The sequence below is a fragment of the Pseudomonas anatoliensis genome (genome assembly GCF_017976235.1).
GTDB classification, from domain to species: domain Bacteria; phylum Pseudomonadota; class Gammaproteobacteria; order Pseudomonadales; family Pseudomonadaceae; genus Aquipseudomonas; species Aquipseudomonas anatoliensis.
In genome coordinates this window covers 133,095-146,874 of record NZ_JACVHC010000009.1, presented here as the reverse complement: position 1 = coordinate 146,874, position 13,780 = coordinate 133,095, and the positions used below count along the sequence as shown (strand labels likewise).

At 61.2% G+C, this 13,780-nt stretch carries 12 protein-coding genes; 8 read left to right on the top strand and 4 right to left on the bottom strand.

Annotated features, from left to right (window positions below; genetic code table 11):
- Positions 1-67: 67 nt before the first annotated feature.
- The 4 genes from ICA16_RS25955 (at position 68) to ICA16_RS25940 (ending at position 5,953) form a co-directional block, all read left to right on the top strand.
- Positions 68-919 carry a CAP domain-containing protein gene (locus tag ICA16_RS25955; protein ID WP_150605160.1) on the top strand — a complete coding sequence of 284 codons (852 nt, stop codon included), beginning with the start codon at positions 68-70 and terminating at the stop codon, positions 917-919.
- A gap of 677 nt (positions 920-1,596) precedes the next feature.
- Complete coding sequence (moaA, locus tag ICA16_RS25950) at positions 1,597-2,595, top strand: GTP 3',8-cyclase MoaA (protein ID WP_210701941.1); 999 nt, start codon at positions 1,597-1,599, stop codon at positions 2,593-2,595.
- Between the two features lie 562 nt (positions 2,596-3,157).
- Positions 3,158-4,522, top strand: coding sequence for a glutamine synthetase family protein (locus ICA16_RS25945; protein WP_210701940.1), 1,365 nt, complete (start codon positions 3,158-3,160; stop codon positions 4,520-4,522).
- 147 nt (positions 4,523-4,669) lie between these two features.
- Entirely contained in the window at positions 4,670-5,953 is a 1,284-nt protein-coding gene (locus ICA16_RS25940) for an NAD(P)/FAD-dependent oxidoreductase (RefSeq protein ID WP_210701939.1), read from the top strand.
- Between the two features lie 186 nt (positions 5,954-6,139).
- Here ICA16_RS25940 and ICA16_RS25935 read toward each other — a convergent pair whose 3' ends face one another.
- On the bottom strand, positions 6,140-6,925 hold the full coding sequence (locus tag ICA16_RS25935) for a DeoR/GlpR family DNA-binding transcription regulator (protein WP_210701938.1): 786 nt from the start codon (positions 6,923-6,925) through the stop codon (positions 6,140-6,142).
- A 250-nt stretch (positions 6,926-7,175) separates the two neighbouring features.
- Positions 7,176-8,069: a LysR family transcriptional regulator gene (locus ICA16_RS25930; RefSeq protein ID WP_210701937.1), complete on the bottom strand. Its 894-nt coding sequence runs from the start codon at positions 8,067-8,069 to the stop codon at positions 7,176-7,178.
- Between the two features lie 84 nt (positions 8,070-8,153).
- Between ICA16_RS25930 and ICA16_RS25925 the strand changes: the two genes are divergently transcribed.
- A complete protein-coding gene (locus ICA16_RS25925) occupies positions 8,154-8,930 on the top strand; it encodes an NAD(P)H-dependent oxidoreductase (protein WP_210701936.1) in 777 nt (258 codons plus the stop codon).
- A gap of 63 nt (positions 8,931-8,993) precedes the next feature.
- Here ICA16_RS25925 and ICA16_RS25920 read toward each other — a convergent pair whose 3' ends face one another.
- On the bottom strand, positions 8,994-9,512 hold the full coding sequence (locus ICA16_RS25920; protein ID WP_150605166.1) for a transporter suffix domain-containing protein: 519 nt from the start codon (positions 9,510-9,512) through the stop codon (positions 8,994-8,996).
- Positions 9,513-9,631: 119 nt separating this feature from the next.
- Between ICA16_RS25920 and ICA16_RS25915 the strand changes: the two genes are divergently transcribed.
- The 3 genes from ICA16_RS25915 to ICA16_RS25905 are packed head-to-tail and all read left to right on the top strand — an operon-like array spanning position 9,632 to position 13,323.
- Entirely contained in the window at positions 9,632-11,185 is a 1,554-nt protein-coding gene (locus tag ICA16_RS25915; protein ID WP_210701935.1) for a TolC family protein, read from the top strand.
- Positions 11,178-12,308, top strand: coding sequence for an HlyD family secretion protein (locus ICA16_RS25910; RefSeq protein ID WP_150708753.1), 1,131 nt, complete (start codon positions 11,178-11,180; stop codon positions 12,306-12,308). Before ICA16_RS25915 ends, ICA16_RS25910 begins: the two co-directional genes overlap by 8 nt.
- Positions 12,298-13,323 (top strand): DUF2955 domain-containing protein, encoded by a 1,026-nt coding sequence (locus ICA16_RS25905; protein WP_210555149.1) that lies wholly within the window; start codon positions 12,298-12,300, stop codon positions 13,321-13,323. The genes ICA16_RS25910 and ICA16_RS25905 overlap by 11 nt, the downstream gene beginning before the upstream one ends.
- Here the strand turns inward: ICA16_RS25905 and ICA16_RS25900 are convergent.
- Positions 13,308-13,754, bottom strand: coding sequence for a YMGG-like glycine zipper-containing protein (locus ICA16_RS25900; protein ID WP_210555148.1), 447 nt, complete (start codon positions 13,752-13,754; stop codon positions 13,308-13,310). The two genes, ICA16_RS25905 and ICA16_RS25900, sit on opposite strands and share 16 nt — an antisense overlap.
- Between the last annotated feature and the right edge of the window lie 26 nt (positions 13,755-13,780).

The following is a 13,780-nucleotide window of genomic DNA, read 5'->3' as shown; positions in this document are numbered from 1 at the left end:
AAAAGACATTGCACCCACCGGGGGCGTTTCGCGCATCATGTGCGCATTCAGCTCAAGGGAGAATTCCATGCGCTTCATGCCGTCCGTTTTGCGATTTGCCGCGCTGTCCGCAGGCCTGATGTTTGCCGCCTCGGCCTTGGCCACCGACGAGTTGCAACTGATCGAGTCGATCAACAGCTATCGCAGCCAGCCGCAACGTTGTGGCACGCAGGCGTCCAGTGAGTTGCCGCCCCTGTCGGCTGATCCACGCCTGAGGTTGCCGGCCAGCGGCGCCGTCAATCTGCAGCAAGCCATGGCCAGCGCCAGTTACCCGATGGTCAACGTACAGGCGATCACCCTTAACGGCCCGCGCGATGCAGCGTCGGCGATGAAGGCGATTCAGGAGAGTTTCTGTCAGGTGGTGCTGGATCCGCAGTTTGTCGATGTCGGCGTCAGCCGCGCCGATCGCGACTGGCGCATCGTGCTGGCGCGGCCGCTGCTGTCAGCCAAACTTGGCGACGCGCAGAGTGAAGGGCAAAAATTGCTCGAACAACTCAACACCGCGCGCAGCCAGCCCCGCCAGTGTGGCGGCCAGGCCTTTGCCGCCGCCGCACCGCTTGCGTGGAATGCGACCTTGGGCACTGTCGCTCAGGATCACAGCCGCGACATGGCCAACAAAAACTACCTCGACCACAAAGACCGCGACGGCCGCACCCCCGGCGATCGCGCTGAGCTGTCGGGCTACAGCGGTCAACTGGTTGGCGAAAACATCGCCGCCGGCCAAGACACCGCGGGCAAAGTCATCGACGGCTGGCTCGCCAGCCCCGGCCACTGCGCCAACCTGATGAACCCGCAATACAAGGAACTGGGCGCCGCTTATGCGACCGATCCGAAAAGCGATGCGGGGATTTACTGGACCGCGATGTTTGGTGCGCAATAACCCTTAAGCACACCACAAAACCTGTGGGAGCTGGCTTGCCAGCGATGGCGGTGGGTCAGTCAACATCAATGTCGACTGTGCTGGCTTAATCGCTGGCAAGCCAGCTCCCACATGGGATTGCGGTGTTAACAGATTTTCGACCAACACAACTTTCCTGTGGGAGCTGGCTTGCCAGCGATGGCGGTGGGTCCGCCAACATCAATGTCGACTGTGCTGGCCTCATCGCTGGCAAGCAAGCTCCCACAGGGTGTCGCGGTGTTCATGGATTTTCGACCAACACAGCTTTTCCTGTGGGAGCTAGCCTGCTGGCGATGGCGGTGGGTCAGTCAACATCAATGTCGACTGTGCTGGCTTAATCGCTGGCAAGCCAGCTCCCACAGGGTGTTGCGGTGTTCATGGATTTTTCGACCAACACAGCTTTCCTGTGGGAGCTAGCCTGCTGGCGGTGGCGGTGGCGGTGGCGGTGGGTCAGTCAACATTAATATCGACTGTGCTGGCTTAATCGCTGGCAAGCCAGCTCCCACATGGATCGGTGGTGGAGGACAGCCTGCTGGCGATGTTGGTCATCGACGCTATCAATCAGCCGTTAACTTTCACTGATTGGACGCCTGTGGCAGTTACGCCTACCCTGCCCGTCCAAACCCGTTCATCAGCGGTTTCAATACTGCGAGGCAGTCATGACAGAGCGCGTCCTGATCGATGCTCACAACCGCCGGGTCGACTATCTGCGCATGTCGGTGACCGACCGCTGCGACTTCCGCTGTGTCTATTGCATGGCTGAAGACATGCAGTTTCTGCCACGCCAGCAAGTGCTGACGCTGGAAGAAATCTTCCAACTGGCGCAGAGCTTCGTGGCGTTGGGCACCCGCAAGATTCGCCTCACCGGCGGCGAGCCGCTGATCCGTCGCGGCGTGGTGCAGTTGTGTGAGCAGATCGCCGCGCTGCCCGGCCTGCGGGAACTGTGCCTGACCACCAACGGCTCGCAACTGGGCAAGCTCGCCGCGCCGCTGTTCGACGCCGGGGTCAAGCGCCTGAACATCAGCCTCGACAGCCTCGATCCCGAGCGCTTCAAACAGATGACCCGCACCGGCGATCTGGCACAAGTGATCGACGGCATCGATGCCGCGCGCCAGGCCGGTTTCACTCGTACCAAGCTCAACTGCGTGGTGATGCAGGGCCGCAACGATCACGAGATCAATGATCTGGTGAGTTTTGCCATCGACCATCAGCTCGATATCTCTTTCATCGAGGAAATGCCGCTAGGGATCATCAGCGACCACAGCCGCGCGGAGTCGTTTTTTTCCAGCGTGCAGGTGCGTGAAAAAATTGCCGAGCGCTACACCCTGATCGACTCGACGGAATCGACTCAAGGCCCGTCGCGCTATTGGCGTCTGGCCGAGGCACCAGAGATTCGCCTCGGGTTTATCTCGCCGCACAGCCACAACTTCTGCGGCACCTGCAATCGCGTGCGGCTCACCGTCGAAGGTCGCCTGCTACTGTGTCTGGGTAACGAACATTCGGTGGATTTGAAAGCGGTGCTGCGCGCTCATCCGGGGCATCCGCAACGTCTGGAAAACGCCATCATCGAGGCGATGAAAATCAAACCGTATCGGCATAATTTCGAAATCAACGACGACGTCCAGGTCGTACGCTTCATGAACATGACCGGCGGCTGATTCGCCGCTTTCCTGTGGGCACACTGCTCAGTCCCCGAAACAGTCGTTTACACGCCCGCAGATTCCCCCTTACTATCCGGGCACACCGGTTGAGGGGTCAGTCCCGCCGCCGACGTTTTCCGCCAACGGAAACATGCGTTATGAGCACGTCACTACAACAATCAGAATCGTTGAACGTCTCTACTCTGCGCGCCCTCTCTCAAAGGGGCGGCGTATGAATCGTATCGTCAATCTCCCAATGGCCCTGCGCCGTTCCAAGCTGCGTCACTCCGCACGCCCGCCGGATATCCGTTAAGCACTGATGCCAACGCTAAACCTGTGGCGAGGGGATTTATCCCCGTTGGACTGCGCAGCAGTTCCCAGCCTTTGGTTAAGTGGGGCCGCTTCGCGCCCCATCGGGGATAAATCCCCTCACCACAAGGTTCTGTGTTTTTCCTGACTGATTGGCATCAGCGAATTCTCCAGACTTTTTGATATCCCTGCCCAAGACGCCCGCGCCTGTTATCGCACCGCGTCCGGCCTGAATCTGCGCGCCTGTGCGGCGCCAACGTGAGTGTTTGCCATGAAATTCGCAGCCATTGAAGACGCACGTCTGTTCCTTGAACAAAACCCCGACATCGACATGATCGAGCTGTTCATCCTCGACGCCAACGGCGTGCCGCGCGGCAAGCTGTTGCACCGCGAAGAACTGCTCGCCGTGTATGAAAGCGGTCGCCCGCTGCCCAGCACCATCCTCGGTCTGACCGTGCAAGGTGAGGACGTCGAGAACTCCGGTCTGGTCTGGGACGTCGGCGATATCGACTGCCGCGCCTATCCGCTGGAAGGCAGTCTGGTGCGCCTGCCGTGGCGCAAGATTCCGACCGCTGCGGTGCAGGTCAGCATGCACCCGACCGAGGGCATGCCCGCCAGCATTGCCGACCCGCGACACCTGCTGATCAAGGTCATCGACGGCCTTAAGGCCGAGGGCTACAACCCGGTGATGGCCTGCGAGCTGGAGTTTTATCTGCTCGATGCCAAACGCGATCACAACGGGCGACCGCAACCGGCGCTGGATGCTGACGGCGGTCGACCGCGACATACCCAGGTCTACGGATTGCGCGAGCTGGAACAGATCGAACCGTTCCTCGCCGACCTCTACAGCGCCTGTAAACTGCACGGCATTCCGGCGCGTACGGCAATCTCGGAATACGCACCGGGTCAGGTGGAAATCACCCTCGAACACGGCGATGCGCTGGAGGCGATGGACCAGGCGGTGCGCTACAAGCGACTGGTCAAAGCCGTGGCGCACAAGCACGGCATGCAGGCGACGTTCATGGCCAAGCCGTTCGATGATCTGGCCGGCACCGGCATGCACATGCATGTCAGCCTCGCCGATGACGAGGGGCGTAATCTGTTCGCCTCGCAAGACCCGGCCGGCACACCGCTGCTGCGCACAGCGATTGGCGGCATGCTCGCTTCGTTGCTTGATTCGCTGCTGCTGTTCTGCCCGAACGCCAACTCTTACCGGCGCTTCCAGGCCAACAGCTACGCGCCATTGGCGCCGACCTGGGGCGTCGATAATCGCACAGTCAGCCTGCGCGTACCCGGCGGCCCGGCCAACACCCGCCACATCGAGCACCGCATCTGCGGCGCCGATGCCAACCCGTATCTGGCGGCGGCGGCAATTCTTGCCGGCATCCATCGTGGCATTCGGGAAAACCTTGATCCGGGCGCGCCGGTTACGGGCAACGGCTATGCGCAAGCCAAGGAATTGCTGCCGACCGATTGGCTGACTTCGCTGCAAGCGCTGGAAAATTCGGTGTGGGCACGGGATGCGCTGGGCCAGGAATTTCTCGGGGTGTACCTGGCGGTGAAGCGTGCCGAGTATCGGCAGTTCATGGCAGAAGTGGGTGAGCAGGATTGGCGTTGGTATCTGACCGAGGCCTGATTACACCAATGCAACCTGTGGGAGCTGGCTTGCCAGCGATGGGGTCGGCACCTTCAGCATCTCTGGTGACTGACACTCCGCTATCGCTGGCAAGCCAGCTCCCACAGGGGACTGCATCCTGTCTCCCGAATTTGTGTGGAAATTAAAATGACCAATCGCTGCAATTCCTACTACACCGCCACCCTCAACCACGAGACCGACTACTCGACCCTGCAGGGCCGGCACAAGGTTGATGTGGTGATCATCGGCGGCGGCTTCACCGGCGTCGCCACCGCTGTCGAACTCGCCGAAAAAGGCTTGAAGGTCGCCATCGTCGAAAGTAACAAAATCGGCTGGGGCGCCACCGGGCGCAATGGCGGGCAGGTCACCGGCAGCCTCTCCGGCGACGGCGCGATGCGCAAACAGATGCGCCCGACACTCGGTGACGAAGTGGACGATTTCATCTGGCACCTGCGCTGGCGCGGACATGAAATCATCAAACATCGCGTGGAAAAATACGCCATCCAGTGCGACCTCAAACACGGCCACCTGCACGCCGCGTACAAGCCAAGCCACATGACCGATCTGCGCAAGGACTACGAAGAAGCCGTGCGTCGCGGTCTGGGTGACGAGGTCAGCCTGCTCGACCGCAGCCAGGTGCGCGATCTGCTGCAAAGCGACCTCTACCACGGCGCGATCAAGAACACCCGCAACATGCACCTGCACCCGCTCAACCTGTGCATCGGTGAAGCGCGGGCGGCGGAAAGTCTCGGTGCGCTGATCTTCGAAAACAGCGAAGTGCTGGAGATCATTCACGGTGACACACCAGGCGTGAGAACTGCCCACGGCCAGATCGACGCCAACCAGGTGATGCTGGCCGGCGACGTTTATCACAAGCTCGAACCCGGCCAGCTCAAAGGCAAGATTTTCCCGGCCATGGGCGGCATTGTCACCACTGCGCCGCTGGGCGATCTTGCCAGGCAGATCAACCCCGAAGACCTCGCGGTGTACGACTGCCGCTTTGTCCTCGACTACTACCGTCTCACCGCCGACGGTCGTCTGCTGTTTGGCGGCGGCGCCAACTACAGCGGCAAGGACTCACGCGACATCGCTGCCGAACTGCGCCCGTGCATCGAGCAGACCTTCCCGGCGCTCAAAGGCGTGCAGATCGATTATCAGTGGAGTTGCGCGATGGGCATCGTCATCAACCGCATCCCGCAACTGGGGAAACTCTCGGACAACGTCTGGTACTGCCAGGGTTATTCCGGCCATGGCATCGCCACGACGCACATCATGGGCGAAATCATGAGCCGGGCGATTACCGGGCAGATGGAGCAGTACGATACGTTCGCGGCGTGTCAGCACATTCGCGTGCCGATGGGGGATTTGCTCGGCAATCCGTTGCTTGCGGCGGGGATGTGGTATTACCAGATGCTTGAAAAATTGCGTTGACTGTATTGGCCCCATCGCTGGCAAGCCAGCTCCCACAGTGTCCGCGTCGTACACATAATCCATGTACACCAATAAACCTGTAGGAGCTGCCGCAGGCTGCGATCTTTTGATCTTGTTTTTTACAATCAAAGTCAAAAGATCGCAGCGTGCCGCAGCTCCTACAGGGTTGAGCGCTGATTACAAAACTCAGTCAGACAACTGCTCCACCTCAATCCCCAACCGCCGATAATCCTCAACACTGCCCGATGCCAGATGCTGCTCGGTAATCAGCGTATGCACGCGATTGCACGGCGTCACCACAAACGGCTCGACCGCCCCCAGCTTGTCCGCCGTGGTCACAGCAATCACCTGCGCAGCGCTCTCGAACAATGCCTGCTTCACCGGCACCTCATCGAAATACAGCGAGCTCAGCCCCACCTCCGGATGAATCGCGCAGACCCCGGTAAACAGCACGTCAGCCTTGATACTTTGCAGCAGCCGCACGGTTTCGTGGCCGCTGACCGACATCGTCGCCAGATTGAGTTGCCCGCCCGCAAGAATCACCTTGATGCCTTGGTATTCGGCGAGTGTGATCGCGGTCATTGGCGACGTGGTAACAGCGGTGATCCGGATGTCCGCAGGCAATGAGCGCGCGATCTGCAACGTGGTGGTGCCGGAATCGAACAGCACGATCTGGCCGTCCTTGACCCGTCCGGCAGCGAGCTGCGCCAGGCGGGTCTTCACTTCATCGGTTTCGCTGATGCGGGTGAAGTAATCCTTGCCGGTGTCTTTGGGCCGCGGCAACGCCCCGCCGTGTACGCGCTGCACCAGCCCGGCGTTATCGAGTTCGGCGAGATCGCGGCGGATCGTATCTTCGGACACCGCAAAATGCTGGCTCAGCTCGGAGGCCATGACCTTGCCGTCGCGTTCCAGGATCAAAAGGATTTTCTGTCGGCGCAGGGACGGTAGCTCGGTGACGGAATGATCGTGCATGATTCTGCCTGTTTGTGCTTGTAATTGCAGGTTTCGCGCAGATTAGCGAAAGCGTCGGGCAAACACAAACACACAGCTATCGATTGCTTCGATCATTGGAATCGACAAGCCGAATTTTTCCTTTGCATTCAACCTGTTCAGAATGCACCCACTCTAAACAGGCCAGGATGGACCCCGCATGAATCTCAATTTCGCCTTCGCTTGCATGATCGTTGTGTCGTTCGCGGTTGCCCTCGGCCATGCCTGACGGTCACACCGTCGCGGCCAAATGCTCGCGAAACCATTTGTGCGCCGGATCGCGATGCAGCCGTTCGCCCCAGAACATCGCCATCTCGTAGCCCGGCACTTCCAGCGGCGCGTCGACCACTTGCAGTGCCGGGTTGCCGCGCACCAAGCGTGACGGCAGCATCGCCACCAGATCGGTGCTCGCCAGTACCGACATCACCATCAGAAAGTGCGGCACCGACAACACCACTTTGCGCTGCAACCCGACATCGGCCAGCGCCTTGTCAGTCACCCCGAAAAAGCCCCCGCCTTCGCGCGAAACCATCACGTGTTCCAGCGCGCAGAACTCTTCGCGGCTCGGTTTACGCTTCAGCTTCGGATGCCCGATTCGACCGGCCAACACGTAGTGCTCGGTGAACAGCACGCGTTGATGCAACTCCAGCGGCGCCTCTTCTGTGATGTGCAGCGCCAGATCAAACACCCCTTGCTCGGCTTGCTTGACCAATTGTGGCGGCGTCAGGTCGATCACCGCCAAACGCGTGCCCGGCGCCTTTGCGCGTAACCCGCTCAGGGCCGGCAGGACGATGGTCGATTCGCCGTAGTCCGTCGCGGCGATTCGCCAGGTGTGCGCCGCCTGCGCCGGGTCGAACGCACTGGCCGGCGCCACCGCGCGTTCCAGTGCCTCTAGCGCCTCGCGCAACGGCTCACGCAATTCATCGGCACGCGCCGTCGGGCGCATGCCTCGGGGGCCGGGCAACAACAGCGGATCGGCGAAGATGTCGCGCAACTTGGCCAGGTGAACACTCACCGACGGCTGCGACAGGTTCAACCGTTGCGCGGCGCGGGTGACGTTGTGCTCTGCCAGCAACACGTCCAGGGTCAATAGCAGATTGATATCCAGTCGCCGTAAATTATTCATCTCTATACCAGATATGTCAGACATTCATTTCCAATATACCTGTTGAACGCCGATCCTGCCCTCACTCAGCAACGGAGCTTCAACATGAAAGTACTACTGGTTTACGCCCACCCCGAACCCACCTCGCTCAATGGCTCACTCAGGGACTTCACCGTCCAGCGCCTGCAAGCTGCGGGGCATACCGTGCAGGTTTCCGACCTTTATGCAATGAACTGGAAAACCACACTCGACGCCGACGATGCCCCCGCCCGCGACGACAGCCAGCCGTTTCATCCATCGCTGGACTCCAAACTCGCCTACGCCCAAGGCACCCAAGCCGCCGACATCACCGCCGAACAGGAGAAACTGCTGTGGGCCGACGCGCTGATTCTGCAATTCCCGCTGTGGTGGTTCTCGATGCCGGCGATCCTCAAGGGCTGGGTCGAACGTGTCTACGCCTACGGGTTTGCCTACGGCGTCGGCGAACACTCCGACAGCCGTTGGGGCGAGCGTTATGGCGAAGGGAAAATGAGCGGCAAACGGGCGATGTTGATGGTTACGACCGGAGGCTGGGAGTCGCACTACAACCCACGAGGGATCAACGGGCCGATTGATGACCTGCTGTTTCCGATCCAGCACGGGGTACTCCACTACCCCGGTTTTGACGTGCTACCGCCCTTCCTTGTCTATCGCACCAGCCGCATGGATGAAACGCGGTATGCGCAGACAACTGATGAACTGGGACGGCGACTGGATGAGTTGTGGAGCACGCGGCCGATTGCGTTTCGGCAGCAAAATGCGGGGGATTACGAGATTCCGGCGCTGACGTTGAAAGACGATGTTGCACCGGATCTGATCGGGTTTGCTGCACATATCAAGTAGAGCGTTATGCAAACCCGTGGCGAGGGGACTTATCCCCTCGCCACAATAAATTCCAATTCAAAATCAAGGCGAAACCACTTTGGCGGTACGCACAAACAGCGCATGAGCCTTGTCCCAGAAATTCCCCCCCAGCACGAAGAAACTGCCAACAAACATCAAATCCCCAAGCAACTGCATCTGCCACAGATTGGGCCGCAACCCTGGCCAGAAGTTATCGAAATACGGTTCCAGAAAGGACGACAGCAACGGCAGGCAAAACATCACCACGCCAATGCGATGGCGCGTCGGCCCGACCTCGTCCACCGGGGCTGGAATGATCCCCGAGACATAACGCCCGATCGTGCGCTTGAGCTCGGCAAATCCAGCCTTGCCCATCACCGCGATCACCACCAGCAACAACACCTTGTTGCTGATAAACAGCACGCCGGTCAGCGCTGCGACTTTCGAGCCGGGCACATCAAGTGCAGCCGCCAGCGGCACCATCAGCCACGAACCGAGCATCAGGCAAATGATCCCCACGCCAACCTTGAAGCGCCAGGTTGCGGGAGCCGGCGGGGTCAGCGGATCTTGGGCAGTGTCCATGGTTTCTTACCTGTCTGGGTGGAGTTCCGTTGCCTGCAAAGCGTAGCAGCAGATTCGCCCGAGCAACCTGTAATCCTCGGTCTATGCTCCAGTGATATTTGCGGCCTGGGAAACGCGTAATGCCTGCAACAACAACCCTGTTCACGCGGCCCGGTCACCTGCTATTACTTGGCGCCTTGAGCTTAAGCGGCTGCGTGCGCCTGGGGCCGGATTTTCAGCCGCCAGGCGAAGCGTGGAGCAAACAATGGAACAGCACGGCTCTGGAGCAGGCCAGTGAGCGCGCCGCGCAACCGGATCTGCGCCAGTGGTGGCAGGTCTTCGCCGACCCGGTGCTGGATCGCCTGATCAGCGAAGCCGATGCGCGCAACAGCAGCCTGAAAATCGCGGGTCTGCGCGTGCTCGAAGCCCGCGCACAACTGGGCATCGCCGAAAGCGGTCGCTACCCACAATTGCAACAGGTCGGCGTCGACAGCCTGTATGTCGACCGTCAGCAGTCCGGCGGCAACAATCCGCAGGATCTGCACTTCTGGCAGCACAGCGCCGCATTTGATGTTGGCTGGGAACTGGATTTCTGGGGCCGCTTCAGTCGCGCCATCGAGTCTTCCGATGCGCAATATTTTGCCGCGCAAGCCAACTATGAAGACGCCCTTGTATTGCTGCGCGCACAAGTTGCCGACACCTATTTCTCCCTGCGCACCACCGAAGCGCGGCTGCGCGTCGCCCGGGAAAATGCTGTGCAGCAAAAGCGCAATTTCGAGATCACCGAACAACTCTTCAACAGCGGCCAGAGCGCCGAACTCGATCTGCAACAGGCGAAAACCCAATACCTCGGCACGCTGAGCAGCATCCCGGCGTTCGAAGATCAACTGCTGCGCACGCGCAATGCGCTGGCGGTGCTGGTTGGCCAGCCGCCCGGTGGCGCAGCATTGCTGGCCGAACAAACGGCATTGATTCCACTGGTTGATCGCGCGGTGCTGCAAGACGTCCCGGCCAACCTGCTGCTACGCCGTCCCGATGTGCGCGCGGCGGAGCTGAACGTCGCTGCGCAATCGGCGCTGGTCGGTGTCGCTGAAACCGATCTGTATCCGTCGCTGACCTTGCTTGGCAGCATCGTCTGGTCTACCGACTCCCTCAGCGCCACACCGCGCAGCCTCGACCTGATCGGTGGGCCGAGCCTGCGCTGGAACATCTTCGATTACGGGCGCATCCGCAACAACATACGGGTGCAGGACGCGCGCTTGCAGCAACTGATCGAAGCCTATCGCGACAAGGTTCGCCAAGCCGCACGCGAGGCCGACGACGCCGCCAGTGGCTTGAGCAAAGCACTGGAACGCGAGCGGATTCTGCGTGAGGCCGAAGGCGCCGCGCGGCGTTCACTGGTGCTGGCCAACACGCAATACCGCGAAGGCTATTCGGACTTCCAGCGCGTGCTCGATGCGCAACGCGCGCTGCTGGAATTGCAGGACAACTATCTGGTCAGCCGCAGCAACGCCGTGAGCAACCTGATCGCCCTCTACAAATCCCTGGGTGGCGGTTGGCAAAGCACTTCGCCGCAGGTCGACGAACCGACGCGCGAACAGATGCAACAACGCACAAATTGGGGCGACTTGCTCACCGCGCCGCCCGCCCAACCGCTGTATCCACTCCCGTCGCAGGACAGCCGCCATGACTGACGCCGCACCTCCCGCCCCGGCTCCGACTCCCGCGCCAGCCCCGACCGATCCGGCCAAAAAAGGCATCCGCTGGGTGCTGCTGGTGATTGTGCTGAGCCTGGCCTGGTATCTGCTCGCCGACCGCTACACGCCCTACACCCAGCAGGCGCGGGTCGGCGCATTCGTGATTCCGGTGGCGGCGGAAGTCGCCGGTCGGGTCATCCGGGTCAACGTGCGCAACAATCAGGACGTCAAGGCTGGCGACGTGCTCTTTGAACTCGACCCGCAGCCGCTGCAAATCGCCGTGGATCGGGCGAAAGCCGATCTGGAGTCGACCCGCCGTCAGGTCGGCGCCAGCACCGCCGGCATCGCTTCGGCGCAAGCCTCGCTGCGCGCCGCGCAAGCCAACGAACTCAAGACGCGGCAAGACAATCAACGCCTCGAAGGTTTATACAAACAGGATCCGGGCACCATCTCCGTGCGCTTGCTTGAAGTATCGCGAGCCAACCGCGAACAAGCGGTCGCCCAAGTCGCCGCCGCCCGCGCCGAAGTGCAGCGCGCGCAGGAGCAGGAAGGTGGCAACACCGACACCAACGCGCAGCTGCGCAGCGCTGCCTCGGCATTGGCAAAAGCCGAACTGGATCTGGCCAACACTCGCATCGGCGCACGTTCGGCCGGGTTGATCACGGACCTGCGCACCGACGTCGGCCAGTTCACCGCTGCCGGCAGCCCGGTGATGACCCTGATCGCCATTCATGATGTGTGGATCAGCGCCGACCTCACCGAAAACAACCTCGGCCGCGTGCAGCCCGGAACGCCGGTGGCCATCGTCCTCGACGCGCTGCCCGGCGAAGTCCTCGATGGCCGAGTGCGCAGCGTCGGTTATGGCGTCAGCGTCGGCCAGACACCCGCGCCCGGCACCTTGCCAAGCATCCAGAACAGCCGTGACTGGCTGCGTCCGGCGCAGCGTTTTCCGGTGATTATCGAGCTCACTGAGGAGGCGAAAAAACGCCTGGTCGACAACCGCGCGATCCGTGCCGGTGGTCAGGCTGAAGTCATGGCCTTCCCCACCGAAGGCAACCCGCTCAATCCGCTGGGGCGGCTGTTTGTCGGGCTGATGAGCTGGCTGTCGTATGCCTACTGAGCGCAGCGTCCCGGCGCAACGGGCGTTGCGCCTGGCGTTCGGCACCGCGCTGTGCACCGCCGTCAGTTATGCGCTGGCGCTGCCGCTGGCGTTTATCTCGCCAGTGTTGGCGGTGCTGCTGCTGGCCAGTCTGCCCCGACCATTGCCGCTCAAAGGTGCGCTGGTGCTGGCGTTGGTCGCGGCGCTCACCACCAGCATCGGCCTGCTGCTGATGCCGCTGCTGCGTTACTACCCGGTGAGTGGCGTGTTGTTGATCGGCCTCGGTTTGTTTCTGGTGTTCCGCTTTGGTTTGCGCGGCGGCAACCCGCTGATCGTGACCTTTCTGGTGATCGGCATGACCATGATCTCCGCCGCCGGGTTCGCTGAATTCGATCTGGCGATAGCGGTGATTGGTGCGTTGGTCAAAGGCCTGTTGCTGGCAGTCGCGGTGGTCGGCGTCAGCCACGCATTATTCCCGGAACCGGCAAACAGCCCCGTCCCGCCCAAGCCGCCCGCCATGCCCGCCGACGAGGTACCGCGCGTGGCCCTGCGCGCCACGCTGATCGTGCTGCCAACCTTTTTGCTGGCCCTGAGCGACCCGGCCAGCTACATGCCGATCATCCTCAAAGCCGTCAGCCTCGGCCAACAAAGCTCCACGACCAACACTCATCAAGCGGGACGCGAACTGGTCGGTTCGACCCTGCTCGCCGGCGTTTTGGCGGTGCTGGTGTGGTGCGGATTAAGCCTTTTCGTGCACCTGTGGATGTTCTTCCTGTGGATGCTGCTGATCGGGCTATGGCTGGCGCGCAAACTCTATCGCCTCAGCCCGACGCAGTTCAGCCCGGGGTTCTGGCTCAACACCCTGATAACGATGATCATCCTGCTCGGCCAATCCGTGCAGGACAGCGCGGCAGGCAAAGACGTCTACACAGCGTTTGCCGTGCGCATGGGCCTGTTTATCCTGGTAACGCTTTACGGCGTTTTGATGATGCACCTGCTCCAAGGGCACAGAACCCGCCGTCAAGGCGTGACCTGATAGCCGCGTCCTTGCAAACACCCGGTGTAGGCACTGGAACTGGCCGCGGCATCGGTTTTGCTCTGCGCGCGACGCTCTTGCCGCTGTCGAGAGCCGCCGACTACCGCACCGGCCGCAGCGGTTTGCTGGGCACGGTTCTGTCGGTAATCCTGCTTGCGATCATCGTCGACGCGGTCGTAAACCTCATCGTGTTGACGACCGCGGACTTCAGAACCTGCGGCTCCAGCGGCGGCACCGACAGCGGCCCCCTTCAGACGCCCACCCGCCTGGGGTGTTGAAGTCGTTGAAGTCGATGCGATGGAGTGGCAGTCGTTGATGTCGATCTGGGTTTGCTGGGAGGTCTGACCTTTGAGCGGGACGATGGATTCGGCGCTGACGTGAGTGGCGTACAGGGCAGCGATCATCAGCGCGATGGACGTTAGGCGATTCATGATTACCTCCGGCGGGGCCTGGGGTT